A 26341-nucleotide genomic window follows, 5' to 3' on the forward strand; every position below is an offset into this window, starting at 1 on the left:
CAAAAGCTTTTCCATTGAAAGATTTATTTTTAATCACCCCACCTTTCACACAACTGAATACACCGTATCCGGCAACAGCTTATTTGAAAGGTTTTCTAAACACCAAAAACATTTCGGCTTTTCAAATGGATTTGGGTATCGAAGTGATTTTGGAAATTTTTTCAAAGAAAGGATTGGAAAAAATGTTTCAAGTTTCAGGTTTCAAGTTTCAGGGTGATGAGAATTGTCAAAGGATTTATGCGTTAAAGCAAGATTACATCCAAACAATTGATTCTGTAATTTCTTTTCTTCAAGGCAAAAATCCAACCCTAGCTCGTCAAATTTGTTCCGGAAATTTTTTACCGGAAGCATCTCGTTTTGAACAATTGGATGATATGGAATACGCATTCGGAACGATGGGAATGCAAGATAAAGCCAAGCATTTAGCGACATTATACCTCGAAGATTTATCAGATTACATTGTGGCTTGTGTGGATGAAAATTTCGGTTTCAGTCGCTATGCCGAACGTTTAGGGCGAAGTGCTAATTCCTTTGACGAATTGTACCATCAATTGCAACAAAAACCAACGTATATTGATGAAATTACACTTTCTATTCTCAATCAAAAACTGACTGAAATTCAACCGAAATTGGTTTGTTTTTCCGTTCCGTTTCCGGGAAATTTATACAGTGCTTTTCGATGTGCTCAATTCATTAAAACCCATTTTCCCGGTATCAAAACGGCAATGGGAGGCGGTTTTCCAAACACTGAATTACGTGATTTAAAAGACAAACGCGTTTTTGAATTCTTTGATTTTATTACGTTGGATGATGGCGAATTGCCGATTGAACTTCTTCACCGTAATATTTGTCATTCTGACGAAAAAGGCACGAGCAATAGCGAACTGGCGAAGCAAATCTCCAGTGAATTTAAACGTACTTTCCTCCTCGAAAACAATCAAGTCGTCTACAAAAACAATTCCACCCAACCCGATTACAAACAATCCGAAGTTGGCACACCCGATTATTCCGATTTACAACTAGACAATTATATTTCCGTTATTGAAATTGCAAATCCAATGCACAGTCTATGGAGCGATGGTCGTTGGAATAAACTCACCATGGCCCATGGTTGTTATTGGGGAAAATGCACATTTTGTGATATTTCACTCAATTATATTAAATTATACGAACCCATCGCGGCCAAATTATTGGTCGATCGAATGGAAGAACTTATTGTCCAAACGAATGAAAATGGATTCCATTTTGTGGACGAAGCAGCTCCTCCGGCCTTAATGAAAGAAGTAGCGTTGGAAATTCTCCGACGAAAATTAACCGTAAGTTGGTGGACAAACATTCGCTTTGAAAAAAGTTTTACCGCCGATTTGTGTCAACTTTTAAAAGCTTCCGGTTGCATTGCTGTTTCCGGTGGATTGGAAGTGGCCTCCGACCGATTATTAGAACTCATCAAAAAAGGAGTAACGGTTGAACAAGTGGCTCAAGTGACCCGAAATTTTACCGAGTCCGGCATCATGGTGCATGCATATTTAATGTATGGTTATCCTACGCAAACGGTTCAAGAAACGGTGGATAGCCTTGAAATGGTGCGTCAATTGTTTGAATTAGGCATTTTGCAATCCGGTTTTTGGCATCAATTTGCGATGACGGCTCACAGTCCGGTGGGTATGTTTCCGGAAGAATTTGGCGTTACTCCGCAACATAATGAAATTACATTTGCTAACAACGATATTCAGTTTACCGACAAAACCGGGATCAATCATGATAAATTCAGCTTCGGTTTAAAAAAATCATTGTTTAATTATATGCACGGCATTTGTTTTGACTATGATTTACAAGAGTGGTTTGATTTTAAAATTCCAAAAACCAAAATTGCTCCGGATTATATCATTTCTTGTTTAGAGAAAGAAGATACTTTCAACACTAAACCCACAGCGAAAATTGTTTGGATAGGAGGGACGCCTACTTCCGAATTATTTACTAAATCTAAAAAAGGCCAATCGTGGGAAATGATGAAATTGACTTTTCATACCAAAATTGAAACCATTGAAATTTCCTTAGAAAAGGAAAAAGCAATTTGGCTGACGGAATTGTTGAAAAAAATTTCAATTACAGCAAACAAAACATTCACCTTTTCTCAAGTAAAGCAAGATTTTGAAACGCATTTTGAAGATTTCGAGTTGTTTTGGTACTCCAAACAACTTAAATCTCTTAGAGGTCAAGGGTTAGTAGTTTTGTAATTTTACCATATAAGTCATATAAGTTTTTAAATTCAAAACTTATATGGTTTTTATTTTGTGTAGATTAAAATTTAAAATGTTGCTATACCAATTTAGCGAAATTCTTCATTTTTACCTTTACGAAAACGTTATAAATATGTATTTTTACCACATTCAAAAATACATGTATGAATCAAAAATACAGACTGTCCGTCAATCAAAGTGATACCTTTGATAAAACAGAACAAGATATTGCCCAATTAGATGCCATCATCACATCTTTAAATTCCTTTCATATACTTCACAATAATAAACCTTTTTTAGCAAAAATTACAGCTGTTGATTTTCTCAAAAAAACCTACACAGTTGAAGTAAATCACAATTCCTATACCGTTGAAATTGCCAATGAATTGGATATTTTAATCAAAGAAATGGGATTTGAAGTAGGCAAAACCAAACAAATCAATGCCATCAAAGCTCCGATGCCGGGCTTGATTCTCGAAATCAATGTTTCTGTTGGTCAGGTAGTGAATGAAGGCGACAATTTACTCATTTTGGAAGCCATGAAAATGGAAAATAGTTTTGCTTCTCCAAGGAATGGTAAAATTAAATCGATTGCGGTTGCCAAAGGCGATGCGGTGGATAAAGGCCAATTGTTGATTGAGTTTGAATAGTTATACATTAATAGCATCTAGCTTTAGCAGGATGAAAAAATTAATAAAATAATGATAAAAAAAATAACAAAAATACTAGTTGCCAATCGGGGTGAAATTGCCATTCGGGTAATGAAAACGGCTCAGAAAATGGGAATTAAAACGGTTGCGGTTTATTCTACAATTGATAGAAATGCACCTCATGTAAAATTTGCCGATGAGGCAGTTTGGATTGGTGAATCACCGTCCAATCAATCCTATTTATTGGGAAATAAAATTATTGAAGTGGCTAAATCGTTGGGTGCAGACGCCATCCATCCCGGTTACGGATTTTTAAGTGAGAATGCTGCTTTTGCTGAAGAAGCTGAGAAAAACAACATCATTTTCATCGGTCCAAAATCAAAAGCCATTCACATCATGGGAAGTAAATTAGCAGCTAAAGATGCCGTGAAAGCTTACGATATTCCAATGGTTCCCGGCTATGATCAGGCCATTACTGATGTAGCTAAAGCGAAAGAAGTTGCCAATCAAATTGGCTTTCCCATTTTAATCAAAGCCTCTGCCGGTGGAGGTGGAAAAGGAATGCGAGTGGTTGAAAAAGAAGCCGATTTTGAAGCTCAAATGAATCGTGCGATCAGCGAAGCTACATCTGCTTTTGGGGATGGTTCTGTGTTTATTGAAAAATATGTTGCTTCGCCAAGACATATTGAGATTCAAGTGATGGCGGATGAACATGGTAATATTTTGTATTTATTTGAAAGAGAATGTAGCATTCAACGTCGTCATCAAAAAGTGGTGGAAGAAGCTCCTTCTTCGGTTTTAACACCGGAATTGAGAAAAAAGATGGGAGAAGCCGCTGTTCTAGTAGCCAAATCATGTGATTATTTGGGAGCCGGAACGGTTGAATTTTTATTGGACGAAAATTTAAATTTCTACTTTTTAGAAATGAATACGCGTTTGCAAGTGGAACATCCGGTAACGGAAATAATTACGGGTGTGGATTTGGTTGAAATGCAGATTCGAGTGGCAAGGGGAGAAGTTTTATCAGTTAAACAAGAAGAGTTACAAATCAATGGTCATGCGTTGGAATTACGAGTGTATGCTGAAGATCCGCTCAATGATTTTCTTCCGAGTGTTGGCTTTTTAGAAGAATATACCTTGCCTGAAGGCGAAGGAATTCGTGTGGATAACGGATTTGAACAAGGCATGGATGTCCCCATTTATTATGACCCAATGTTAGCCAAGTTAATTACATATGGTAAAACACGTTCGGAAGCCATTCAACTGATGGGCAAAGCAATTGATGCTTACAAAGTAAAAGGTGTTCAAACTACGTTGCCATTCGGAAAATTTGTTTGTGAACACGAGGCTTTCCGCTCAGGAAATTTTGACACCCATTTTGTCAAAAAGTATTATGATGCCGAAAAGCTAAAGTCTAAACATTCTGAAGAAGCAGAAATAGCTGCTTTGGTGGCGTTAAAACAATATATGGAAGATCAGAAAATGGTTCGATTACCAATTCAATAAACATGGAAAAGAAGATAAAAGAATTACAAGATAAATTAGCCGAAGCAAAGCTTGGAGGAGGAATAAAACGTATTGAAACCCAACATGCGAAGAAAAAATTAACGGCTCGCGAACGGGTGAATTACTTAATGGACGAAGGTTCTTTTGAAGAAATTGATGCGTTAGTAACTCATCGAACCACCGATTTCGGTATGGAAAATGAACAATATTATGGCGATGGAGTAATCACCGGATATGGAACAGTAAACGGCAGATTAGTATTTGTATTTGCTCAAGATTTCACAGTTTTTGGTGGAGCTTTGTCTGAAACACATGCCGAAAAAATATGCAAAGTAATGGATATGGCTTTGAAAAACGGAGCCCCGATGATAGGCTTAAATGATTCGGGAGGTGCCAGAATTCAAGAAGGTGTACGTTCATTGGGTGGTTATGCCGATATTTTCTTTCGCAATGTAAAATCAAGTGGAATTATTCCGCAAATTTCAGCCATTATGGGACCCTGTGCGGGTGGAGCGGTGTATTCTCCTGCGATGACTGACTTTACGATGATGGTAGAAAATACCAGTTATATGTTTGTCACCGGTCCAAATGTGGTAAAAACGGTCACCAATGAAACGGTTACTTCGGAAGAGTTAGGAGGAGCGAGTACGCATTCTACTAAATCGGGAGTGGCTCATACAACATCAGCGAATGATGTAGAATGTTTAGAGGATGTGAAAAAGTTATTGAGTTATTTGCCACAAAGTAATAAAGAAAAAACACCAAAAGTTCCTTATGAATTGAAAGATGAAATTCGGGAACAATTGATGTCTATAATTCCTGATAACCCCAACAAGCCGTATGATATGCATGAGGTGATTCAGGGAATTATTGATGAAGAGTCATTTTTTGAAATTCACAAAGATTATGCGGAGAATATTATTGTAGGTTTTGCCAGATTGGGCGGAAGAAGTATCGGAATTGTAGCGAATCAACCGTTGTATTTGGCTGGTGTTTTAGATGTAAACAGTTCAGTTAAAGCGGCAAGATTTACGCGTTTTTGTGATTGCTTTAATATTCCTTTATTAGTTTTGGTTGACGTACCCGGATTTTTACCCGGAACGGATCAGGAATGGACAGGAATTATTCGTCACGGAGCTAAATTATTATACGCTTTAAGCGAAGCAACAGTGCCAAGAGTAACGGTTATCACCCGAAAAGCCTATGGTGGAGCGTATGATGTAATGAACTCCAAACATATTGGTGCCGATATGAATTTTGCTTGGCCAACAGCTGAAATTGCGGTAATGGGAGCTAAAGGAGCGAGTGAAATCATTTTCAAAAAAGAAATTGCAGAAGCTGAAGACCCTACGGCAAAATTGATTGAAAAAGAAAACGAATACGCAGAAAAGTTTGCCACACCTTATCGAGCCGCTCAACGTGGATTTATTGATGAGGTAATTGTACCCAATGAGACTCGTAAAAAATTATTAAAAGCTTTCAGTATGTTGGAACACAAAGAAGTGGAATTGCCTAAGCGAAAACACGGAAATATTCCGTTGTAACGATTCATAATTAATATTAAAAAGTCAGGGAGAATAAATTTTCTTCCTGACTTTTTTTAGTTTTTTTGGAGAAAAGTATAAATCTCATCTTTTAAAAAAACGCGATCTTTTCTTTTGTGCGTTAATTCATCATCATTGAGTGGAATTTCTCCTTTTTCTATTTCAAAAATTTCGGTATCCAAGGTATTGTAAGAACTCATAAGCACCTGAAATTCTTCATTATGATGATATAAATCTTTGATTTTTTCGGCATATTCCGGAAACTCTTCGAGTAATGGATGTTTAGTAATCATAAATAGAAGTTTAAGTAATTAATTTATACCTCTAAATTACAAACTATAGTTCTATAAAATAATGACAAATGTCAGGTTATAAAAAAAGAGGAATCAATTTTCCTCTTCTTTTTTCTTCTTCTTTTTAGATTTTTCTTTGTTTTTATCTTTTAATTCTTCAAAAATTTTAATTTGTTCAGGATTTAAAATTTTTAAAAGTTTTTCATCAAAATCTTTTACAGCTTCTTCAAGTTTTATTTTTTTTTCTTCATTTGAAATTCTACTACTTAGAATTTTCTCAGCACTTTTTTCATTTTCTTGTAAAAAAACTTTGGTGGCAGCCTCTTGAAAAGAATCTAAAGATAATTTCTCCTTTAATTTTTTTAAAGTTTGTTCAATAGGATCTACTTTATCAGTTTTTGGACTATTTTGATGATATTGAGAATTCCTTCCAATAGTTCTGTCTACTTGTGAGTAAGCATTTTGACAAAAAATATATACAATACAAAAAACAATAATTTTATTCATAAATTTATATTAATATAGGTTCACCATATAAATCAAATTCAGTAGCATCGATAATTTTTATTCTACTAAAGTCACCCACTTTTAAATAAAATTTAGAAGCATCGATTAATACCTCATTATCAACATCCGGGCTATCAAATTCTGTTCTTCCCACAAAATAAGGACCTTCTTTTCTGTCAATAATACACTTAAAAGTTTGACCAATTTTTTCCTGATTCAAATCCCATGAAATTTGTGATTGAATGTCCATGATTTCCGCGGCACGCTGTTGTTTCACTTCTACAGGAACATCATCTTCCAATAAATAGGCGTGTGTATTTTCTTCATGCGAATAAGCAAAACAACCTAATCGTTCAAAACGCATTTCTTCCACCCAATTTTTTAGGATTTGAAAATCTTCTTCGGTCTCACCGGGATATCCAACAATTAAAGTAGTTCTGATGGCTATACCCGGAACAGCTTTTCTAAATTCTTTAAGAAGTTTTGTTGTTTTTTCCTGAGTGGTGCCACGACGCATCGATTTAAGGATATTATCTGAAATGTGTTGCAAAGGGATGTCAATATAATTACAGATTTTAGGTTCGTTTTTCATTAATTCCAACACATCCATAGGGAATCCGGTAGGGAAGGCGTAGTGTAACCGTATCCATTCAATTCCATCAATTTTAACCAAGTTTTCTAAAAGTTCGGCTAAATTTCGCTTTTTATATAAATCTAATCCGTAATAGGTTAAATCTTGTGCAATCAATATCAATTCTTTTACACCATTTTTGGCTAAACCCTCCGCTTCTTTTACTAATTTTTCAATGGGTTGCGAAACGTGTTTTCCTCTCATGATTGGAATAGCACAAAAGCTACACGGACGGTCGCAACCTTCGGCAATTTTTAAATAAGCAAAGTTTTTGGGTGTTGTAGTTAATCGTTCTCCTAATAATTCGTGTTTGTAATCTGCACCTAATGCTTTCAATAAAATAGGTAAATCGGTTGTGCCGAAATATTGATCTACATTGGGAATTTCTTTCACTAAATCGGGCTTGTATCGTTCTGATAAACATCCTGTTACAAATACTTTGTCGACAATTCCCTGTTCTTTCTTTTCTACATATTCCAAAATCGTATTTACCGATTCCGCTTTTGCATTATCAATAAAACCACAAGTGTTTATAACCACTATATTACCTTCTTGCTCATGCACTACGTCTTTTCCACTGGCTTTTAGTTGCCCCATTAACACTTCGCTATCATACACATTTTTTGAACATCCTAAGGTAATAACGTTGATTTTATTTTTCTTTAACGATTTGGTTCTCATTATTTTATACTCTTATTTAATCTTAAAAGGGATGCAAAATTACGGTTTTATTTGGTATTTATGGAAATAAATAATAAAACCATTCACAAGAGTAAATGGTTTTTCGAAATTATAGAAAACAATTTAGAATTTTATAGTGTAACTCAAGGTTACATTATTGTTGATGGCTGTTAAACGAGAAGTATCATTTAATCCGGAACTGATTAAATCAAAATTCATTTTTCTTCTACTATAGGCATAGGCCAAATCCAGTCTTGAAATACCAAAATCAAAACCAATTCCGCCCGAGTATCCGGTTAAATCTCCCATAGCAGTATCAACTTTATAAGGACTTTCTTCAAAACGGTAACCACCTCGCAAACTCCATTGTTTGTGTCTGAATTCACCACCAACTCTAATTTCTGCTGCAGTATCCAAATTTGCCGACATAAAGTTGTTGATCGATTCCAAGTTAACATCGTTTCTTGGTCTGAATGTAATATTACTATAGTCTTTCATGGAATAATCGATACTAATTAATCCTCTCTCACCAAAAACATAGGCGAAACTACCGGTTAGTTTACTTGGAGTTTGAATTTTATAAGAATCAAATACCATAATCACATTGGGGTCAAAAACTATCGGATTGCTGTTTGCATCACAATCTTCACAATATGTAATTGTTCTTTGTCTTACTTCATCCGTTAAATTATACCAAGTGGGCGATTCATAAGCTAAGCCAAGTCTTACACTTTCAGTGATTTTTCCGATAGCTCCAATACCGAAAGAAAATCCACCACCAAATGTATACGTTTCTGTATCAAATTGAACAGAACGGAGTCCGGTGGATGAGTTATTATTATAACTTTCATAAATGGAAATCGTATTGGTCAAATCAGTAAAGTGAGCATTCAAATTAAGTCCGATAAAAAGTCTATCCTTAAATGATGTGGCTATATTACCGGTAATTTTTCCATTGTAACCTGTAGCAACTGTGTAATTTTCCTGATAATAATTGCCATTGGTTGGCACATTAGAAACATACACTGAGTTGTCCGGATTTTCATTATCAACCGGATTAAACATATAAGCATTATATCCTAAGAGAGCCTGTTGATCGATGAAACTTAATTCGTCAAAAAATGCTGTGTCAAGTACATTTAAAAAAATACCACCTTCGTTTGGTAATCCATTCGCAAATCGTAAAAAATAGCCGTCAATTGAATTGTTAGGATTTACTCCGCGGGCATTAAACTGATTATCAAAATTTGAATTGTTTTCGTAATTTAACGCTATACTAAATTTATTCCAACCACTTGAAGGGTTATTGTTTTTAAAGACAAAAACGCCACCGGCTTGATTGATATCTAAATCATGATCGCTCTCAATTGTTCGTGTTCCAAAATAAGAAGAACTATTTCTCACATTATAATTACTGAGCGAGATAGTTGCTTGGTTATAATTAAACAGGGCTGAACCGGCAGGATTTACATTTATGGCAGATAAATCTCCACCCACAGCACCAAACGCTCCACTCATGGCTCTAAATCGAGCAGAACCGGTTAAATTATCAAAGGCATACCGCAATCCTTCATTCGGAGTTATTTCTTGCGAGAAGGATAAAAAGCTAGCTAATAGAAAACCGGATGTGATAAAAATCTTTTTCATAATTTTTTTATTTTTTCATAAAAATACCCATGCAAACCGATTTGATTCAACATAGGTATTTTGATTATTTTTTTGATTAACCTCTACCTCTACCACCGCCGGATGAACGTCCGCCACCGCCACCGCCAGATGAACGTCCGCCACCAAATGAACTACTTGAACTTGATCGCGAGCCCGAATAGGTTGGCGAAGAAGAACTTCTCGTTGATGAAGAGTTTCTTACATTCGATGAAGGTGTAGTTGAGCGGGTAGAATTACGTGTTCCTACATTATTGTTGTTATAATCTCTGGTGTTACTTGAGTTTCTTGGTGAAATTTGAGTACTTCGGGTTGAAGAACTTCTTGTTCTTGTTCCAAAGTTATTTCTTGTTGAGGTTCTTCCGCTTGTAGTATAGGATGTTCTTCCATTGTATCTACCTACAGAATACCTGTCGCCATAATAGCCACCGGTTCTTCTTCCTCTTGTATAAGCGTAGTTATTTCCATACCAACCATTACCCCAACCATTTCCATACCAGCCATTCCAACCCCATCCGGGACCATACCAATTGTTCCAACCCCATCCCCAACCTGGTCCGTACCAACTGTTCCATCCCCATCCAACATTCCATCCCCATCCCCATCCGGGTCCATACCAGTTGTTCCAACCCCATCCCCAACCGGGTCCGTACCAATTATTCCAATAATTCCATCCCCAATTATTGTCATATACATTGACAGTTACTGAGGAAGGATTTGATCCCCACGCAGCATTCGAATCATAATTTCGTTCTGATGTTACCGTTGAGTCTTCAACGGAAGAATAACTTTCAACATCCGTAAATACTTCTTCTTCTGCATTTAATTGTTTTGATTTAAAATAATTTTGATACGCTTGATTGGTATTGTTTTGTTCAACATTGTTTGATACAACTTCATTATTTCTGCCTGAGCTCCTATAAACACCATCATTATCATAATAAGAGGAGTTTTGATATGAACCACAAGAAACAAATAACATTCCCGAAAAGAATAAAACCAAGCGGGTAATATAATTGGTGCTGGGGTAAAAATTAGTTTTCATAATCGTAGCAATTTTATTGTTGTTATTACAAAAATAGTTAGTTTTGTCGAACTATTTAGTTAAAATAAGTTAAACAATTTTTATGCCAAATTATTCAAGATGAGCAAAAACCTTACGAAAAGATCCGAAGATTATTCAAAATGGTACAATGAACTCGTAGTTAAAGCTGATTTAGCTGAAAACTCGGGTGTTAGAGGCTGTATGGTTATCAAGCCTTACGGTTATGCTATTTGGGAAAAAATGCAAGCTGAATTGGATAGAATGTTTAAAGAAACGGGACATTCCAATGCGTATTTTCCCCTTTTTGTACCCAAAAGTATGTTTGAAGCAGAGGAAAAAAATGCAGAAGGTTTTGCTAAAGAATGTGCCATAGTGACGCATTATCGTTTGAAAAATGATCCTGATAACAAAGGAAAATTAATGGTTGACCCTAATGCAAAATTGGAGGAAGAACTAATCGTTCGTCCAACTAGTGAAGCAATTATTTGGAGTACTTATAAAAATTGGATACAATCTTACAGGGATTTACCTTTATTGATAAATCAATGGGCCAATGTGGTGCGTTGGGAAATGAGGACACGTTTGTTTTTGCGAACGGCTGAATTTTTGTGGCAAGAGGGGCATACGGCTCATGCAACACAGGCTGAAGCAATTGAAGAATCGGTAAAAATGATGAATGTATATGCTGATTTTGCTGAGAATTTCATGGCTATTCCGGTTGTAAAAGGTGTAAAAACTGAGTCAGAACGATTTGCCGGAGCGATTGAAACTTATTGTATTGAAGCGTTGATGCAAGATGGAAAAGCATTACAGGCAGGAACATCACATTTTTTAGGTCAAAATTTTGCCAAGGCTTTTGATGTTAAATTTGCTAATGCCGAAGGAAAACAAGAACATGTTTGGGGTACCTCATGGGGTGTGTCGACACGATTAATGGGAGCATTGGTCATGACACACTCGGATGACAATGGTCTGGTTTTGCCCCCCAATTTAGCTCCTATTCAAGTGGTAATTGTTCCGATTTATAAATCCGAGGAACAATTGGAAGCTATTTCAATAGAAGTTAATAAATTAATGGTTGGTTTACGAAAACTTGGTATTGCTGTTAAGTTTGATAATAGAACCACGCACAAACCCGGCTTTAAGTTTAACGAGTATGAATTAAAAGGTGTTCCTGTACGAATTGCAGTTGGACCCAATGATTTGGAAAACGGTACTTATGAAATCGCCAGAAGAGATAATTTAACAAAAGAAGTTGTTTCAAAGGATGGAATTGAAACTTACATTCAAAACTTGTTAGAAACAATTCAAAAGAGTCTTTATGATAGAGCTTTTGAATATCGAAACAACCACATAACAGAAGTAAATAGTTTTGATGAGTTTAAACAATTATTAGATTCCAAAGGTGGATTTTTTGCTGCTCATTGGGACGGTACTGCAGAAACAGAGGAAAAAATTAAAGAATTGACCAAAGCAACAATTCGCTGTATTCCTTTGGATAGAGTAGAAGAGGCCGGAACATGTATGTTTTCCGGAAAACCTTCCGTTGGAAGAGTGCTTTTTGCGAAAGCTTATTAAAAAAAATAAAAAAAATAAATTGTAACTATTGTGAGTATTAAAAATAGTTGTATTTTTGCACTCGCAATTAGCAATTGGCCCGTTCGTCTATCGGTTAGGACGCCAGGTTTTCATCCTGGTAAGGGGGGTTCGATTCCCCCACGGGCTACAAGTTCAAGTATCAGATTGAAAAGCTTAAACTAGAGGAAAACAAGGGTCCGTTCGTCTAGGGGTTAGGACGCCAGGTTTTCATCCTGGTAACAGGGGTTCGATTCCCCTACGGACTACGAAATTAGTTGTAAATTAGTTTTATAAAATAAAAATCAGTGTCTCGGTTTTTATTTTATTAGTTAAAACCAAAGTGATTGTTTTTGCAGTTGTGGGAGGTTTTTCTTTTTTAACTAGTATTTTTATAAATTACATCTAAAATTAAAAAGAAAATGGCAAATCATAAGTCAGCTTTAAAAAGAATAAGAAGCAACGAAAAGAAAAGAGTATTAAACAGATATCAGCATAAGACTACACGTAATGCAATCAAAGCCCTACGTTTAGCTACTGACAAATCTGATGCAGCAGGAAAACTTTCTGCAGTTATCTCTATGATTGATAAATTAGCAAAGAAAAATATCATTCATGATAATAAAGCTTCTAACTTAAAATCAAAATTAACCAAGCACGTTGCTAAGTTATAATTAATCCTAAGTTATATAATATAAAAAAAGCTTTCCGTTCGGAAAGCTTTTTTTGGTTTAAGAATAGATTGGTTTTAAGTTTTCCAACATTTCAACCGTAATTGGTTTTGATAAAAAATGAGAAACAACATCATATTGTTTGGCTTTGTTATAATCTGCCGGATCAATTGTTGATGATAAAATAATCACTTTTGTTTGTGAAAATTCATTTGAAATAGTTTTATTAAATAAATCAAGAAATTCCCATCCATTCATCACAGGCATATTCAAATCCAAGAAAATGAGTTGAGGTAATTGAAATTCTTCTGACTTGTTTTTTTTACTTACTAACGTTTGAAATAATTCATAAGCTTCTTGGCCATTGTTAGCAAACATGACATCTTCGCTGAATTCCGCTTTTTTAATTACTTTTTTACAAAGCATTAATGTGATGGGATCGTCATCTACGCACAATATTGTTTTCAACATTATTCTTTTTTAAAGGTTAGAGTAAATTGTGTTCCTTTTCCAACTTGGCTTTCCACTTCAATTGAACCTCCCATGGCTTCTATTTGAGATTTTACGAGATACAATCCAAGCCCTTTACTGTCGGGATAATCGTGAAATCGTTGGTATAAGCCAAATATTTTGTCACCATTTTTATCCAAGTCAATTCCAATTCCATTGTCTTTAATGACCAAATTTACGAAATTTTCTTTTTCTACCGCCTTTATCGAAATTTTAGGTGTTTTGTCTTGAGAACGATATTTTATTGCATTAGACATCAGATTCAAGATGATGCTTTCCATATAGGCTTTATTAATGTGTATTGTTAAGCTATCTTCTATGTCAAACTTAATGGTTGGCTTATACAAATTGATTTGATTGTTGAGTTGGAAAAATACATTTTCAAATATTTCTTTAATGGAAATGTCTTCTTTTAAGATAGAAGGATTATCTTTAATAATTACAACTTTTACCAAATCTTCAATTGTTTCATTCAAAAGATGGGTTGAACGTTTAAATCCGTTAAGAATTTCCTGAAGCTCATCATTCTCAATCGGTACATCTTCTAACAAGTGAAGTAGGCCGGTTAAATTTGATAAAGGTGCTCTAAAGTTGTGTGAGGTAATATAAGAAAATTGCTTTAAATCTTTATTGTTTTGAGTTAATTCGCGAATAAGTTGTTCTCTTTCTCGTTCCTGATTTTTTTCTTTGGTTACATCCCGTTGTATAGAAATCCAATGCGAATGCTCTCCTTCTTTATTCGTAACCGGAATCATTGAAAAATTTACCCAATATTCTTCACCGTTTTTCTTATAACTTATGGTTTCAATAAAACACTCTTTATAATTTTTAATTGCAGTAGAAAGTTTTTCCAATTCACTCAAATCCGATTTAGCTCCGGTGAACATAACAGGAGATTTTCCAATCACTTCTTTGGGTTTATAACCTGTCATTTTTGTGAACGCTTGGTTAACAAAAATGATATTGGGAATTGGATTCTTTGAAATATCGGTATCCGTAATAACAACCGCATCTTTGGTTTGCGTAATTACCGTTTCTAAAAGTTTCAATCGTTGTTCTTCTTCTTTTTGTTTGGTGACATCTTGAATTGCTCCAATCATACGAATGGCTTTTCCATCAGCATCTTTTACCAAAAATCCTCGGTCAAAAACATATTTATAACTTCCATCTGCACATTTAAAACGGTATTCATCTTGCCAGCGTTCAGTTTTTTGTTCTAAGAAAGAATATAATTTAACGGACATTTTTAAACTATCCTCTGGGTGAATTCGGTCAAACCACCAACTCGAGGTTTTGCCTACCTCTTCCTTTTTATAGCCAAAGATTCCTTGAATACCTTTGTTCCATACAAATTCATCTTCTTGAATTTTCCAATCCCATATCGTATCACTGGTTGCCTTTGCTACTATGTCATAACGCTCATTGGAATCTTTAATTTCTGTATTGATGGTTTGTAATTGTTCTAAAATGGAGATATTCCTTTTGTCATTTCTTGCAATAATAAAGCGAAGTAATAAGCCGGCGGCTATAATAAAACTTACATCTTTAATGAAATGAAAAGTGATTAAGCTTTGAAAATCATTCTTGAAACTTCCTCGCAATATCAAATGCATAATGATAGCTAAAAAGAGTGAAGCAATGATGAAAACAAAAGAGATGATATTTGATTTACTTTTCATTACTCAAATATAAAAAAAAATTCTTTTTTAAATTTGAAGTAACACTGCGACTTGTTTTTTTAATTTGAATCATAAAATGTGGTATTTAGTTGTTGTTGGAATATTAATTAGGTTAAAAAATCTTTTAATTCGATATATGATCTTATTTTAACACTCTTTTTCTCTTTGTTTAAAACACTTTCAATTTGTGTTGGAATGGGTAATTTAATTTCTAAGAACGATTCTACATTATCGGAGAATTTGATAGGATGTGCTGTTTCTAGAAACACACCGATATGGTTTGATTTATTTGCCAGTTCTTTTTTAAGTCCTAAATAACCTACAGCACCATGCGGTTCTGTAATATAATTATGTTCAGAATATATTTTTTTCATAATTGATACGGTTTCTTCATCAGAAAATTGATAGGAAGAAAAATCATTTTTAAAAGCCGTCAAATTATGTTGATATAATTCCTGTATTCGAATAAAATTACTTGGGTTTCCAACGTCCATCGCATTTGAAAGAGTAGCCTTTGAGGGTTTTGGCGAATATGTTCCCGTAGTCATAAAGCGAGGTACGGTGTCATTTTCATTGGTCGAAGCAACAAAATGTTCAATGGGAAGTCCGAGTTTTTTTGCCAAAATTCCGGCACAGATATTCCCAAAATTCCCACTCGGCACAGAAACAATAATGGGCAGGTTATATTTTTTTAATTCTTTGTAAGCAAAAAAGAAGTAAAACATTTGCGGCAACCATCTTGCCACATTGATTGAATTGGCGGAAGTTAAATTTTTATGAGCTAAATCCTTATCCAAAAACGCTTTTTTTACCATGTCTTGACAATCGTCAAAAACGCCATCTACTTCCAAGGCGGTAATATTTTGACCTAATGTTGTAAGTTGTCGTTCTTGAATGTCACTGACTTTCCCACTGGGATACAAAATAACTACGTCAACATTTTTAACGCCTAAAAAACCACTGGCAACAGCTCCACCGGTATCACCGGAGGTGGCAACTAATATAGTGTTTTTTTGAGTAGGATTTTTTTTATTGAAATAGGCCAAACACCTTGCCATAAATCGGGCACCCACATCTTTGAAAGCCATAGTTGGGCCATGGTATAATTCCAATGAAAAAATACCTTTTTCTACTACGGTTAACGGAAAATCAAAATTTAACGTTTCAGTAAGAATTTGTTTTAAATCCTGCTCAGGAATTTCGTTTCCAACAAATTGTTTGATTGCTTCAAATGCAATAGTAACATTATTTAATGTTTCAATTTTTTCAAAAAATGATTGTGAGAGCGGGTTTATTTCTTCAGGAAAATATAATCCTTTATCCGGAGCAAGTCCTAATGTTACTGCCTCCTCAAAAGAAACAGCAGGAGCATTTTGATTTAAACTTTTATAGTGCATCGAAAATAGAATAGTTTTTTATGGTATAAAAATCATTGCAACAGTTTCGTAAAAGTAAAATAAAACTTTTAATCTTGACAAAAAGTTATTAATTTAACGATAAATGGTTAGGGATAAAATTTTGTAACTTTGTTAAAATTAAATTTTATGAGTCTAAAAACAAAAGCTTTTCTTTTTCAATTGATTTCTTTTGCTGTTTTTTTTATTCCTTTTCGATTCCTTTTCGATTATTATACAACACTTGAACGTTTTTGGCCTCCTTTTTTTGCGTTTATGGTAACGTTAATTTTAGCTCCTAAATTTCAGGTTGCCAAAACAAAAGACGGTGAACAATTATTTATGAAGTGGATTTTTTTAAAAGGTGTGCGTTCAATCTAATTATTTTTTCACCTCATTTAGTGCAGGTTGAATTTTCTTTTTGTAAATCGGAATGAAATAGGAAATAGTATAATTAAAACCTACACCAAATTTACCTTCATATTTTTTATTAAAACCGGGAATGTATAAATTTTCAAAATCAGATGATTCTTTATTTCCTATCAGATAATTTATCCTAAAATTGAATCCAGCATAAAAATTTGAAAATAATTCTGCTTTAACGCCTGCAACAAATTCGCCCCATTGAGCTGTACGGCCATCAAATTTTCTTCCGGAAATAACAGTAGGCGATTCTCCAAAGTAAGGGTTTGGATTATAGACGCGGTAAGTATTTAATTCTTGACTAAACGTACTCGCTCCAAAACGTAATCCAACATAGATTAGATTTTCCATATCTAACCAATTTTCGTATGTATTGTAATCAAAACCTACTTTAAAATAGGTTCCTGAAGTAGTAAAGTTAACACGGTCTTCGTCTATGGTTCTTTTTTCGTTACCGATTTCACCTGCCAAATAGTATTTTTTTGTTAAACGATAATCGCCTACAATTTCAAGTCCTCTATAATCTTCTTCATAGAAACTTCTGGCCAATTTCAAGGCGTCAATTCCAATACGTAGGCCATATCGTTCCGTTTTTAAGGGAGCAACAATACTGTCTTTTTTTGTTTCCTGAGCCAAAAGAGTTTGACAAAACACTATCAACAAAAAACTAAAAATACATTTTGATATGGACATCTTCTTCAGTTTCAACATTAGTTTTTACAATTTCAACGTTTTTTATCCAAAATTCAGCATCCCCGGCAGGATTTGTTCTTTCTACACCATTGGCCAGATTTAAAATAAAATTACTTTTAAAACCACAGGCTCTAGATACATAAATGTCATTTACAGTATAATTAAATCTTATTAAATCGGTGTTGTTCACCGACGTAGTGGAGCTGGAATTGATGTTCAGGCTATAATTCGTGAAATTTTCATTGGTTTTAAGCGGAAGTTCAATTGTGTCCACTTGGTCAAAATCCAAAGTGGTATTTGCACCTTCACCTTGCACTTTTAAATTGGCTACTAATTTTCGAACGGTAGTATTTTCATCGCTGTAAAACTCGATAATTAATCGTGGAGTAGTAGGAGTTCCTTCCACACAAATGTCGTCTTTTTCACATCCTGAAAAAAAATAGGATGAAAGCAATAAAAGGAAAATGATAAAACGATTTTTCATTATTTTTTTTCTAAAAGTACAACATTTTCTACGTGATGCGTTTGTGGAAACATATCAATCGGACGAACACGCGTTACTTTATACATCGAATCCATTAAGGCTAAATCACGTGCTTGCGTAGCCGAATTACAACTCACATAAACCACTTTCTCCGGTGCAATTTTCATAATTTGTTCCACCACAGCCGCATGCATACCATCTCGCGGAGGATCAGTTATGATAACATCAGGTTTACCATGTGTTGCAATAAACTCAGCATTAAAAACCTCTTTCATATCGCCCACAAAGAATTCACAATTAGTGATATTGTTTCGTTTAGCGTTTTGTTTTGCATCGGCAATGGCTTCCGGCACAGCTTCTACACCAATTACTTTTCTGGCTTTTTTAGATACAAATTGAGCAATTGTACCTGTTCCGGTGTATAAATCATATACCAGCTCATTTCCGGTTAATCCGGCAAATTCGCGGGTTATTTTATAAAGTTCGTAAGCTTGTTCCGAATTGGTTTGATAGAATGATTTCGCGTTAATTGAAAATTGTAAACCTTCCATTTCCTCCAAAATGTATTCTCTGCCTTTGAATAACTTTATATCTTGGTCGTACAACGTATCATTTGCCTTTCCATTAATGACATAGAGTAAAGAAGTGATTTCCGGAAATTTTTCCGAAAGGAAATTAAGTACCAATTCACGTTGTTGTTTGTCTTCTTTAAAGAATTGAATCAGCACCATAATTTCTCCAATAGAAGTAGTTCTAATCATCAACGTTCGCAATAAACCCTCATGATTTCTAGCGTTGAAAAACGGAATCTCATGTTGATTTGCAAATTCTTTAATGCTGTTACGTATGGCATTTGATGGATCTTGTTGCAAATGACACTTTTCGATATCTAAAATCTTATCCCACATTTTTGGGATATGAAAACCTAATGCATTTCTATTTTGAATTTCGTCCTTATGTTGAATTTCATTTTCGGTAAGCCATCGACTGTCGGAAAAGGAAAATTCCATTTTATTGCGGTAGAAAAATTGCTTTTCGGAGCCTAAAATTTTTTCAAATTCTGGAATTTCGATTTTTCCAATTCGTTTTAAATTATTAAAGACCTCATTATTTTTATAAAACAATTGTTGGTTGTAGTTCATGTTTTGCCACTTGCATCCGCCACAAACGCCAAAATGTTTGCACTGTGGTTCTACGCGATGCTCGGAAAGTTTATGAAAGTGAATGGCTTTTCCCTCAAAATAGGACTTTCTTTTTTTGAAAGTTTGCACATCCACTACATCGCCCGGAACTACATTGGGTATAAATATCACTCTTCCGTCTTCGGTTTTGGCAACAGATACACCTTTTGCACCGGCATCTAAAACTGAAACTTCTTTGAAAATAATTTTGTCTGTATTTTTTCTTCCCATGGAGCAAAAATAAGTTATTCGAAACTAAAAATTCAGCACGATGTGAATTTTTTAAAATAAAAAAACGTCTTCACTTGTAAGACGTTTAATTTTATAATTTGTTATAAATATTATTGGTAGATAATGTCGAATGTTCCTTCGCTGATTATAATATTTTCCTCTGAACCAACTAAACTACCTTGGAAATTTCCTTTGTATCTACCTCCTGAATTTTGTGAAATTTCAGAAATAAAGTTGTCTTCATTTAGTTCATAAATTACGCCATTATTACTGTAACTAAAACGCCAAATTTCATCTACACCGGTAATATTGTATTCAGAAGAAATAATTAAAGTCTTTGAATTGTCACTTTCCATCGTAGCGGTTACTATGATGTCTTTGTAGGTGTAATTGGTGACAGGGTCTGTTATCTCAGGTGTAATTTGAACATTGATCTTGTTGAATTTCAGTTCAGTTCCATTAAACTTTGCACGAATAAAATTGACGTCAGACTTACTGTCGTCAGAGGAACAAGAATGTAATCCAATTAAAAGAAAACTTAGAATAAGAAGAAACTTATTTTTCATAAAAAAAAGTATATATTAACACAAAGGTAATATTTTATAATCTATTATTTAACACATTTGCTTTAATTTATTAATTATGCTCAATGTTAAAACTACCATTGGTTATTGAGATGGTTTGCCCATTATTTGGTTCTGTAAGTATTCCGGAAAAAGTGCCGATTAATTTGTTCTCTGTACTTTCAGTTACTAAAGTCGTAAATGCACTATTGTTTTGCATATATGTAAATCCATTAATGGTAATATTAAATCGCCATATAGATTCAGCTCCTACAAGGCCTTCTTCTGCAATAAATTCAATAATATTTAATGTGTTTTCTGAATTATAACCTAAAATTCGAATATCAGTCCATTCAAAGCCGGTCTCGTCATTTGTATAATCTTGTTTAGTAATTACTAAATTTGAAAACTTTATAACCTGCCCGTCAATGTTGGCAGAAATACTATTTGTTTCAATGATTGGAGGTGTGCTATCATCATTATCAGAACATGATAAAGTTAAAAAAAGTAAACAAATCGGAAGAGTTTGTAAAATATTTCTCATGTTTTTTTAAAGGTTTTCCATAAAAATAATATAAACTTAAAATGACATAAAAACTTGTCGATATAAAACATAAAAACCCGTTCAGTTACTTATTTTAACATTGCATACAGTAATGTAAAAGTAATGATCAAGATGGGGCCAACCAATCCAACAAACAATCCACCAATTCTAAATTCGGATTGTTTAATCAATCCGGTACTGTAAGCAATGGCATTAGGCGGCGTAGAAACCGGTAGCAACAAGGCACAAGAAGCACTTAATCCAATTACAAAAGGTAGAATAATTGGGTCTATTCCTTCTGTTATACTCAACATTGATATTCCAACCGGAATTAAAATGGTTGTTGCCGCCGTATTGCTCATAAAATTAGATAATGTAACAGTAGTGATGGAAAATAGCAAGAGTAAAAGATAAAAGTTAATTTGTACAGAACTGATTGTAGATATAAAATAATCTGCTAAACCCTGTTCTTGAATAGCAATTCCTAATGCTAAACCACCTGCTACTAACATTAATGTGTCCCAAGGTAAAGAACGAACATCGTCCGCATCAATAATGCCCAACATGGTTAATGCAACAATAGGTAGGCCGGAAACCGCAGCAACCGGTATTTTTGTCCATTGAGAAGTTAACCATAAAGCTAATGTTGTTGCCATGACAATCAATACGATTCTTTTACGAATTTTATCCTCTTCTGCATATTCTTCTTCTAACGGACTATCATTTTGAAGAAAGTCCAGAGAAAGGTTTTCTTTTTTGATTTCATATTTTATTACTAAAATTTTCCAAAACATTAAAGTAAGTAAAAAAGCAACAGGAATACCAATAATCATCCATTCGATAAAGGTGATTTTTATACCAATTCCTTCCAAAGCCCCCACGGCAATTGCATTTGGAGCAGACCCGATAATTGTACCCATTCCACCAATTGATGCTGCTGCCGGAATACCTAACAAAAGCACTTTTGATATCCTGGAGTCTTTACCTAATTGTGTAAAAAGTGGTGTAACGGTAGCAATCATCATAGCAGTGGTAGCCGTATTACTCATAAGCATGGATATTGTTGCAGTAGTCATCATCAAACCTAACGTGATGTATTGAGCTTGTGAACCAAATTTGGGAGCAGCAAGTTTAAGCAATAGAAAATCCAACTTGGTTTTTTTCATTCCTTCTGCCAAAAAAAATCCACCCAAGAACAACCAAATTACACCGTCCGACCAGGTTTGAACATACCGTTTAGCATCCATCGAGTTTTCCTGGCCAACTATAAAAACCATAAAGCCTACAATTAATATTCCCACTGCAAAGGGCGGAATTGCTTCCGTGACCCACAATCCAATGGAAAAAAACAGTAAAAACATGACGTAGTTTTGCGTGTCAGTAAAACTAGGGTCACGAAGTAAAAGCACCAAAAGCATCGAGGTGACAGCAGAAAATAAAAATAGAATAGTTCGGCTTTGACGGGCTACTTTTAACTGAATTTTGGTCAGTTGCTTAATGGAATAATTTCTTGAATCTGACATGATGAACAAATTTTACAGTAAATGTACTAACATTATGGATGAACTAAACTGATGAATGTCATTTTATTTTAACTGTTCACGCAAACGTTTTCAAAGAATATTGCTTATTTTTGTTACTTATTTGGATGATTTCTCTCCATCAAGTAGGAATTGATATGTATCGCATTTAAAATTTATTACAATGTCAGTTTTAGAAAAAATCAATTCAGAAGAATTAATTGCTTTAGAAGATCAACACGGAGCTCACAATTACCATCCTTTACCGGTTGTGTTAAGCAAAGGAAAAGGGGTTTATGTATGGGATGTGGAAGGCAAAAAGTATTACGACTTTCTTTCGGCTTATTCAGCTGTCAATCAAGGTCATTGTCATCCAAAAATTGTAAATGCTTTGATGGAGCAAGCACAAACGTTAACGCTTACCTCAAGAGCTTTTTATAATGATAAATTGGGGAAATATGAAAAATTCATCACCGATTTGTTCGGATTTGATAAAGTGCTGCCTATGAATACCGGTGCTGAAGCAGTTGAAACCGCACTTAAAATCTGCCGCAAATGGGCTTATGAAAAGAAAGGTATTGACGAGCACCAAGCCGTAATTGTGGTTTGTGAAAACAACTTTCATGGAAGAACAACCACCATCATTTCTTTTTCAAATGATGAAAATGCCCGTAAAAACTTTGGTCCTTACACGGAAGGTTTTATAAAAATTCCCTATGATGATATTGAAGCATTGAAGAATGTTTTAGAAAACAATAAAAACATTGCCGGATTTTTAGTAGAACCGATTCAAGGAGAGGCCGGTGTTTATGTGCCTTCAGATGAGTTTGTTGCTAAAGCTAAAGCTCTTTGTAAACAAAATAATGTCCTTTTTATTGCTGATGAAGTACAAACCGGCATTGCCAGAACCGGTTCCTTACTGGCTGTTTGTGGCAATTGCAACTGTGAAAACAACTGCGAACGCAATCCGCAAACTTATGTAAAACCTGACTTATTAATACTTGGGAAAGCCATTTCCGGTGGAGTTTATCCGGTTTCTGCTGTTTTGGCGGATAATGCAGTGATGAACGTAATTAAACCCGGACAGCATGGCTCAACTTTTGGCGGAAATCCATTGGCAGCAGCAGTAGCAACAGCCGCATTAGAGGTAATCCAGGAGGAAAACTTAATTCAAAACGCACGAAGTTTAGGTAAACTTTTTAGAAGTGAATTGAATAAATACATTCAAAACAGTACTATTGTAAGCTTAGTGAGAGGAAAAGGACTTTTAAATGCCATTGTAATCAATGATTCGGAAGACAGTTCTACGGCATGGGATATTTGTATGAAATTGGCAGAAAACGGTCTTTTAGCCAAACCAACACACGGAAACATTATTCGTTTTGCACCTCCATTGGTGATGAATGAGGAACAGTTACTCGATTGTGTTTCGATAATTATCAAAACATTAAAAGAATTTGAAAGATAAAAAAAAGCCACTTTTCAGTGGCTTTTTAACTTTATTGTTTTATTCTAAAACTATTGATTTTGTAATTGATTCATCAATTCTTCATATTGCTCCATGCTTTCAGCAAATTTTCCGGTAGCTAATAAATAAATTAAGTAAAGCACAAAAATTGCACTAATCACTAAACTGATGATGTTAATGGTTTTCCAAGTTTTGAGCGAACCTAAATCATAAATATCAGGATTTTCAGCATGCATTTTCTCATCTTTTTTGGCTAGATGCAATCCAATTCCGGCTAAAATAAGTCCTAAAATACCATTTGTACAGCAACAGCCAATAAATGATGTTATTCCTAAAATCATAATCGCCGTTTGGTTAGGTAATTTTTGTTTTTCCATAATGTTAAGTTTAATGTGTTAGTTGATTAATAATAAATGAGTTTATAAAAATAAGAAAATACCATTGTAAATGCTGTAATCACTCCTAAAAATACAATTAGTTTATGATAACTCCTTGATTTGTCTATCAAACTGATTCCGATAAATAAAAAGAATAATATCATGGTATAAATGGCCGGATACATATAAAAAGCAGCTTCAAATTCTCCTTGTAATAACAAAGCCAAAGAGCGTTGAATACCACAACCGAAGCAATCTACCCCAAATAGTTTTTTTGATAAACAGGGAAGCATGTATTCTTCCATAAAGCATATTTTTTAACTATACAATTTTACAAAAAAAAGAGATTAAATTTTCATTATCGGGATTATTATTTTAATCTTTACCTTTGAATTCTAAAATTTCTTAATGAAAAAGTTATTTATTCCTATCGTGTTGATTGCCGTTTTTTTTGCTTTTTACACTCCAAAAGAGCATCATTATGCTATTTATATTAAAGTGGTCGCCATAGTGATTTTAATGATAGGAGTAATGAAATTAATGCAAAAAGTACCTAGTAGAAACCAAGAAAAAGAAGATGATGAAATTTAGTATTGGAGATAGAGTAGCAGCGTTGGATGAAGATATTTCCGGAGTGGTCGTAGCAATAAAAAATGACCAAGTTGAGGTAGAAACGACAGATGGTTTTTTGATGACATATTTTGTCAACGAATTAATTAAAGAAAACATTTCCAATGATTTAAATGGTTTTATTTCAAGAGAAAAAGTAAGTAGTGCCATCAAAGAAAAAATAGACCCAATCAAACGAAATTTCACCAAAGAAAAGAAATCTAAGAAGGATGAATTTGTGTTGGAGGTCGATTTACACATCGAAAAATTAGTGCCTTCCAAACGCGGAATGAACAACTATGATATTCTAAATCTTCAAATGGAAACGGCCAAACGCCAACTTGAATTTGCTCAAAAAAATCGCATCCCCAGAATCGTTTTCATACACGGCGTTGGCGAAGGTGTTTTAAAAGCCGAACTCGATTTTTTATTAGGCAGATACGATAACATCACGTTTCAAGATGCCAATTATCAAAAATACGGATTGGGTGCAACCGAGGTCTATTTTATCCAAAAGAAAATGTTGTAATTATTATAAAAGAATTACAAATTCTCCAAACTCATAAACATTTCCTAAGTTAAAAGATATTTGTAGTTCAGGTGAACTTACTTTTGTCATCGTAACATTCTTAAGTATGATTTTATGACGATGACCGATGACCGGACTTTGGTTATCTGTCGGGATTTCATATTCAATAGTTGTGGTTACTTCAATTATTCCACTTACATCCGTCACACCATTTTCTGCATTAAATTCTTCAATTGGAATGGGGTATGTAGGTGTTTCACTTGCACACAAAAACTCACTGCCAATTATGTCATTGTAATAAACAAGTTGTAAAAAATTTGATGTACCATTTATCAAAGCTGTTCTTGGTTGATTTTCAGGTGTGACTTCAGCAACAAATAAATTTGGATCAATGCGTAAAGTCATCGCTTGAGGAGGAACATTGGCAGGCGTAGAAGAACCAATAACCGGAATTTTAAACAAAAACGAATTATCACTACCACATTGAGCAATATTGACATCAAAATCGCCTTGTCGTAAAGAAGAAGTAACATAATCGCCAAAAACTAATTCCGTAAACAATTGTTGGTTTCCGTTACCGGTATCAAAATTCACATTACGTAAAACGATTGAATGGGTGTATCCTGTAATTTCCGATGCGTTTGTGGTTTCATCAACTTCCTTGTTCACAGAAGTGCTAATTTCAATGTTTCCCGAAAGTGCATTCCATTCTTTAGTCACCGTTGGATTGGCTGGTGGAATCGTATTACAAATCACGTTTGTATTCAAATCACCATTGTAAAGTCGGTATATTACTTTGTTTGTACTGTTGATCGACAAAGTTCTGGGTACGCCCGTGGGTGTGATTTCATTCTCAAAATTAGTTTCCGGAATTTGAAGAATTAATGCTTCATTATCATTAATCTTATAAATAAAAAAACCGGATTCACCACTGTTACATGAATTTGTTGTGGCAGAAGTGAAATCAAATGATTCGATAGTAAAATCACCATCATCACATGCGTTTAACGAAAAAAGAAGCACAAAAAAACCAACTATTTTTCTCATAGGAATATCAAAATTATAAGCAAAAATAGGATTTTTAATCGCTCCAAAAAGCATTTGGTTTTAATTAGGACGATTTTAACC

At 34.4% G+C, this 26341-nt stretch carries 27 protein-coding genes and 2 tRNA genes; 12 read left to right on the plus strand and 17 right to left on the minus strand.

Annotated features, from left to right (window positions below; all coding sequences use genetic code 11):
- Positions 1-14: 14 nt before the first annotated feature.
- The 4 genes from EQG68_RS11255 to EQG68_RS11270 all read left to right on the plus strand — a co-directional run bounded on the left by EQG68_RS11255 (position 15) and on the right by EQG68_RS11270 (position 5940).
- Positions 15-2237, plus strand: a complete 2223-nt coding sequence (locus tag EQG68_RS11255) for a B12-binding domain-containing radical SAM protein (protein ID WP_129464985.1) — start codon at positions 15-17, stop codon at positions 2235-2237.
- Positions 2238-2404: 167 nt separating this feature from the next.
- A complete protein-coding gene (locus EQG68_RS11260; RefSeq protein WP_129464986.1) occupies positions 2405-2890 on the plus strand; it encodes an acetyl-CoA carboxylase biotin carboxyl carrier protein subunit in 486 nt (161 codons plus the stop codon).
- Between the two features lie 63 nt (positions 2891-2953).
- Entirely contained in the window at positions 2954-4396 is a 1443-nt protein-coding gene (accC, locus tag EQG68_RS11265; protein WP_129465051.1) for an acetyl-CoA carboxylase biotin carboxylase subunit, read from the plus strand.
- Positions 4397-4398: 2 nt separating this feature from the next.
- The gene (locus EQG68_RS11270; RefSeq protein ID WP_129464987.1) at positions 4399-5940 is read left to right on the plus strand and encodes an acyl-CoA carboxylase subunit beta; all 1542 of its coding nucleotides are present in this window, start codon (positions 4399-4401) and stop codon (positions 5938-5940) included.
- 56 nt (positions 5941-5996) lie between these two features.
- Here EQG68_RS11270 and EQG68_RS11275 read toward each other — a convergent pair whose 3' ends face one another.
- From EQG68_RS11275 to EQG68_RS11295, 5 genes are all read right to left on the minus strand, one after another.
- Complete coding sequence (locus EQG68_RS11275; RefSeq protein ID WP_129464988.1) at positions 5997-6233, minus strand: YdcH family protein; 237 nt, start codon at positions 6231-6233, stop codon at positions 5997-5999.
- A gap of 93 nt (positions 6234-6326) precedes the next feature.
- Positions 6327-6740, minus strand: coding sequence for a hypothetical protein (locus tag EQG68_RS11280; RefSeq protein WP_129464989.1), 414 nt, complete (start codon positions 6738-6740; stop codon positions 6327-6329).
- A gap of 4 nt (positions 6741-6744) precedes the next feature.
- Complete coding sequence (gene rimO, locus EQG68_RS11285) at positions 6745-8052, minus strand: 30S ribosomal protein S12 methylthiotransferase RimO (RefSeq protein WP_129464990.1); 1308 nt, start codon at positions 8050-8052, stop codon at positions 6745-6747.
- 123 nt (positions 8053-8175) lie between these two features.
- Positions 8176-9699, minus strand: a complete 1524-nt coding sequence (locus tag EQG68_RS11290) for an OmpP1/FadL family transporter (protein ID WP_129464991.1) — start codon at positions 9697-9699, stop codon at positions 8176-8178.
- A gap of 76 nt (positions 9700-9775) precedes the next feature.
- Positions 9776-10762: a hypothetical protein gene (locus EQG68_RS11295; protein WP_129464992.1), complete on the minus strand. Its 987-nt coding sequence runs from the start codon at positions 10760-10762 to the stop codon at positions 9776-9778.
- A 99-nt stretch (positions 10763-10861) separates the two neighbouring features.
- On the opposite strand from EQG68_RS11295, the gene proS reads away from it, so the two are divergent.
- From proS to rpsT, 4 genes are all read left to right on the plus strand, one after another.
- Positions 10862-12340 (plus strand): proline--tRNA ligase, encoded by a 1479-nt coding sequence (gene proS / locus EQG68_RS11300; RefSeq protein ID WP_129464993.1) that lies wholly within the window; start codon positions 10862-10864, stop codon positions 12338-12340.
- A 76-nt stretch (positions 12341-12416) separates the two neighbouring features.
- A tRNA-Glu gene (locus EQG68_RS11305) sits at positions 12417-12488 on the plus strand.
- A 46-nt stretch (positions 12489-12534) separates the two neighbouring features.
- Positions 12535-12606: transfer RNA gene (locus EQG68_RS11310), tRNA-Glu, on the plus strand.
- Positions 12607-12759: 153 nt separating this feature from the next.
- Entirely contained in the window at positions 12760-13011 is a 252-nt protein-coding gene (gene rpsT / locus EQG68_RS11315) for a 30S ribosomal protein S20 (RefSeq protein ID WP_129464994.1), read from the plus strand.
- Between the two features lie 57 nt (positions 13012-13068).
- Here the strand turns inward: rpsT and EQG68_RS11320 are convergent, their stop codons facing one another.
- The 3 genes from EQG68_RS11320 to thrC form a co-directional block, all read right to left on the minus strand.
- Positions 13069-13479 (minus strand): response regulator, encoded by a 411-nt coding sequence (locus EQG68_RS11320; protein ID WP_129464995.1) that lies wholly within the window; start codon positions 13477-13479, stop codon positions 13069-13071.
- Complete coding sequence (locus EQG68_RS11325; protein ID WP_129464996.1) at positions 13479-15197, minus strand: PAS domain-containing sensor histidine kinase; 1719 nt, start codon at positions 15195-15197, stop codon at positions 13479-13481. The genes EQG68_RS11320 and EQG68_RS11325 overlap by 1 nt, the downstream gene beginning before the upstream one ends.
- 107 nt (positions 15198-15304) lie before the next feature.
- Positions 15305-16594, minus strand: coding sequence for a threonine synthase (gene thrC / locus EQG68_RS11330; RefSeq protein WP_129464997.1), 1290 nt, complete (start codon positions 16592-16594; stop codon positions 15305-15307).
- Between the two features lie 147 nt (positions 16595-16741).
- Between thrC and EQG68_RS11335 the strand changes: the two genes are divergently transcribed.
- Positions 16742-16972 (plus strand): hypothetical protein, encoded by a 231-nt coding sequence (locus EQG68_RS11335; protein WP_129464998.1) that lies wholly within the window; start codon positions 16742-16744, stop codon positions 16970-16972.
- Here EQG68_RS11335 and EQG68_RS11340 read toward each other — a convergent pair whose 3' ends face one another.
- The 6 genes from EQG68_RS11340 to EQG68_RS11365 form a co-directional block, all read right to left on the minus strand.
- Positions 16973-17707: a DUF6048 family protein gene (locus tag EQG68_RS11340; RefSeq protein ID WP_164975441.1), complete on the minus strand. Its 735-nt coding sequence runs from the start codon at positions 17705-17707 to the stop codon at positions 16973-16975. It abuts the gene before it with no gap.
- Positions 17682-18191: a DUF6452 family protein gene (locus tag EQG68_RS11345; protein WP_129464999.1), complete on the minus strand. Its 510-nt coding sequence runs from the start codon at positions 18189-18191 to the stop codon at positions 17682-17684. Before EQG68_RS11345 ends, EQG68_RS11340 begins: the two co-directional genes overlap by 26 nt.
- Positions 18191-19603, minus strand: a complete 1413-nt coding sequence (gene rlmD / locus EQG68_RS11350) for a 23S rRNA (uracil(1939)-C(5))-methyltransferase RlmD (RefSeq protein WP_129465000.1) — start codon at positions 19601-19603, stop codon at positions 18191-18193. Before rlmD ends, EQG68_RS11345 begins: the two co-directional genes overlap by 1 nt.
- A gap of 110 nt (positions 19604-19713) precedes the next feature.
- Entirely contained in the window at positions 19714-20169 is a 456-nt protein-coding gene (locus EQG68_RS11355; protein ID WP_129465001.1) for a hypothetical protein, read from the minus strand.
- A gap of 70 nt (positions 20170-20239) precedes the next feature.
- Entirely contained in the window at positions 20240-20710 is a 471-nt protein-coding gene (locus EQG68_RS11360; RefSeq protein ID WP_129465002.1) for a hypothetical protein, read from the minus strand.
- 89 nt (positions 20711-20799) lie between these two features.
- Complete coding sequence (locus tag EQG68_RS11365; RefSeq protein ID WP_129465003.1) at positions 20800-22233, minus strand: SLC13 family permease; 1434 nt, start codon at positions 22231-22233, stop codon at positions 20800-20802.
- Between the two features lie 181 nt (positions 22234-22414).
- Here EQG68_RS11365 and rocD point away from each other — a divergent pair, with 181 nt between their 5' ends.
- Positions 22415-23698: an ornithine--oxo-acid transaminase gene (gene rocD / locus EQG68_RS11370; RefSeq protein WP_129465004.1), complete on the plus strand. Its 1284-nt coding sequence runs from the start codon at positions 22415-22417 to the stop codon at positions 23696-23698.
- A 50-nt stretch (positions 23699-23748) separates the two neighbouring features.
- On the opposite strand, the gene EQG68_RS11375 is transcribed toward rocD, so the two are convergent.
- Positions 23749-24075, minus strand: a complete 327-nt coding sequence (locus EQG68_RS11375; protein ID WP_129465005.1) for a CCC motif membrane protein — start codon at positions 24073-24075, stop codon at positions 23749-23751.
- A gap of 26 nt (positions 24076-24101) precedes the next feature.
- On the minus strand, positions 24102-24380 hold the full coding sequence (locus tag EQG68_RS11380; protein WP_129465006.1) for a DUF2752 domain-containing protein: 279 nt from the start codon (positions 24378-24380) through the stop codon (positions 24102-24104).
- A gap of 103 nt (positions 24381-24483) precedes the next feature.
- On the opposite strand from EQG68_RS11380, the gene EQG68_RS11385 reads away from it, so the two are divergent.
- Together EQG68_RS11385 and EQG68_RS11390 are read left to right on the plus strand one after the other, a co-directional pair.
- The gene (locus EQG68_RS11385; protein WP_129465007.1) at positions 24484-24666 is read left to right on the plus strand and encodes a hypothetical protein; all 183 of its coding nucleotides are present in this window, start codon (positions 24484-24486) and stop codon (positions 24664-24666) included.
- The gene (locus EQG68_RS11390) at positions 24656-25213 is read left to right on the plus strand and encodes a Smr/MutS family protein (RefSeq protein WP_164975442.1); all 558 of its coding nucleotides are present in this window, start codon (positions 24656-24658) and stop codon (positions 25211-25213) included. Before EQG68_RS11385 ends, EQG68_RS11390 begins: the two co-directional genes overlap by 11 nt.
- A 3-nt stretch (positions 25214-25216) precedes the next feature.
- Here EQG68_RS11390 and EQG68_RS11395 read toward each other — a convergent pair whose 3' ends face one another.
- Complete coding sequence (locus tag EQG68_RS11395; protein ID WP_164975443.1) at positions 25217-26314, minus strand: hypothetical protein; 1098 nt, start codon at positions 26312-26314, stop codon at positions 25217-25219.
- Positions 26315-26341 lie beyond the last annotated feature (27 nt).

The organism is Flavobacterium piscinae (genome assembly GCF_004122145.1).
GTDB classification, from domain to species: domain Bacteria; phylum Bacteroidota; class Bacteroidia; order Flavobacteriales; family Flavobacteriaceae; genus Flavobacterium; species Flavobacterium piscinae.

Excerpts from the sequence above, each read along its gene's own strand:
- EQG68_RS11360 (WP_129465002.1), bottom strand. The coding sequence starts at position 20,710 with ATGAGAAATATTTTACAAACTCTTCCGATTTGTTTACTTTTTTTAACT.
- rimO (WP_129464990.1), bottom strand. The coding sequence starts at position 8,052 with ATGAGAACCAAATCGTTAAAGAAAAATAAAATCAACGTTATTACCTTA.
- EQG68_RS11345 (WP_129464999.1), bottom strand. The coding sequence starts at position 18,191 with ATGAAAAATCGTTTTATCATTTTCCTTTTATTGCTTTCATCCTATTTT.
- EQG68_RS11290 (WP_129464991.1), bottom strand. The coding sequence starts at position 9,699 with ATGAAAAAGATTTTTATCACATCCGGTTTTCTATTAGCTAGCTTTTTA.
- EQG68_RS11375 (WP_129465005.1), bottom strand. The coding sequence starts at position 24,075 with ATGGAAAAACAAAAATTACCTAACCAAACGGCGATTATGATTTTAGGA.
- EQG68_RS11320 (WP_129464995.1), bottom strand. The coding sequence starts at position 13,479 with ATGTTGAAAACAATATTGTGCGTAGATGACGATCCCATCACATTAATG.
- proS (WP_129464993.1), top strand. The coding sequence starts at position 10,862 with ATGAGCAAAAACCTTACGAAAAGATCCGAAGATTATTCAAAATGGTAC.
- EQG68_RS11260 (WP_129464986.1), top strand. The coding sequence starts at position 2,405 with ATGAATCAAAAATACAGACTGTCCGTCAATCAAAGTGATACCTTTGAT.
- EQG68_RS11280 (WP_129464989.1), bottom strand. The coding sequence starts at position 6,740 with ATGAATAAAATTATTGTTTTTTGTATTGTATATATTTTTTGTCAAAAT.
- EQG68_RS11275 (WP_129464988.1), bottom strand. The coding sequence starts at position 6,233 with ATGATTACTAAACATCCATTACTCGAAGAGTTTCCGGAATATGCCGAA.
- rocD (WP_129465004.1), top strand. The coding sequence starts at position 22,415 with ATGTCAGTTTTAGAAAAAATCAATTCAGAAGAATTAATTGCTTTAGAA.
- EQG68_RS11365 (WP_129465003.1), bottom strand. The coding sequence starts at position 22,233 with ATGTCAGATTCAAGAAATTATTCCATTAAGCAACTGACCAAAATTCAG.
- EQG68_RS11355 (WP_129465001.1), bottom strand. The coding sequence starts at position 20,169 with ATGAAAAATAAGTTTCTTCTTATTCTAAGTTTTCTTTTAATTGGATTA.
- rpsT (WP_129464994.1), top strand. The coding sequence starts at position 12,760 with ATGGCAAATCATAAGTCAGCTTTAAAAAGAATAAGAAGCAACGAAAAG.
- EQG68_RS11335 (WP_129464998.1), top strand. The coding sequence starts at position 16,742 with ATGAGTCTAAAAACAAAAGCTTTTCTTTTTCAATTGATTTCTTTTGCT.
- EQG68_RS11380 (WP_129465006.1), bottom strand. The coding sequence starts at position 24,380 with ATGGAAGAATACATGCTTCCCTGTTTATCAAAAAAACTATTTGGGGTA.
- EQG68_RS11395 (WP_164975443.1), bottom strand. The coding sequence starts at position 26,314 with ATGCTTTTTGGAGCGATTAAAAATCCTATTTTTGCTTATAATTTTGAT.
- EQG68_RS11385 (WP_129465007.1), top strand. The coding sequence starts at position 24,484 with ATGAAAAAGTTATTTATTCCTATCGTGTTGATTGCCGTTTTTTTTGCT.
- EQG68_RS11325 (WP_129464996.1), bottom strand. The coding sequence starts at position 15,197 with ATGAAAAGTAAATCAAATATCATCTCTTTTGTTTTCATCATTGCTTCA.
- EQG68_RS11390 (WP_164975442.1), top strand. The coding sequence starts at position 24,656 with ATGAAATTTAGTATTGGAGATAGAGTAGCAGCGTTGGATGAAGATATT.
- EQG68_RS11340 (WP_164975441.1), bottom strand. The coding sequence starts at position 17,707 with ATGTCCATATCAAAATGTATTTTTAGTTTTTTGTTGATAGTGTTTTGT.
- thrC (WP_129464997.1), bottom strand. The coding sequence starts at position 16,594 with ATGCACTATAAAAGTTTAAATCAAAATGCTCCTGCTGTTTCTTTTGAG.
- EQG68_RS11295 (WP_129464992.1), bottom strand. The coding sequence starts at position 10,762 with ATGAAAACTAATTTTTACCCCAGCACCAATTATATTACCCGCTTGGTT.
- EQG68_RS11270 (WP_129464987.1), top strand. The coding sequence starts at position 4,399 with ATGGAAAAGAAGATAAAAGAATTACAAGATAAATTAGCCGAAGCAAAG.
- rlmD (WP_129465000.1), bottom strand. The coding sequence starts at position 19,603 with ATGGGAAGAAAAAATACAGACAAAATTATTTTCAAAGAAGTTTCAGTT.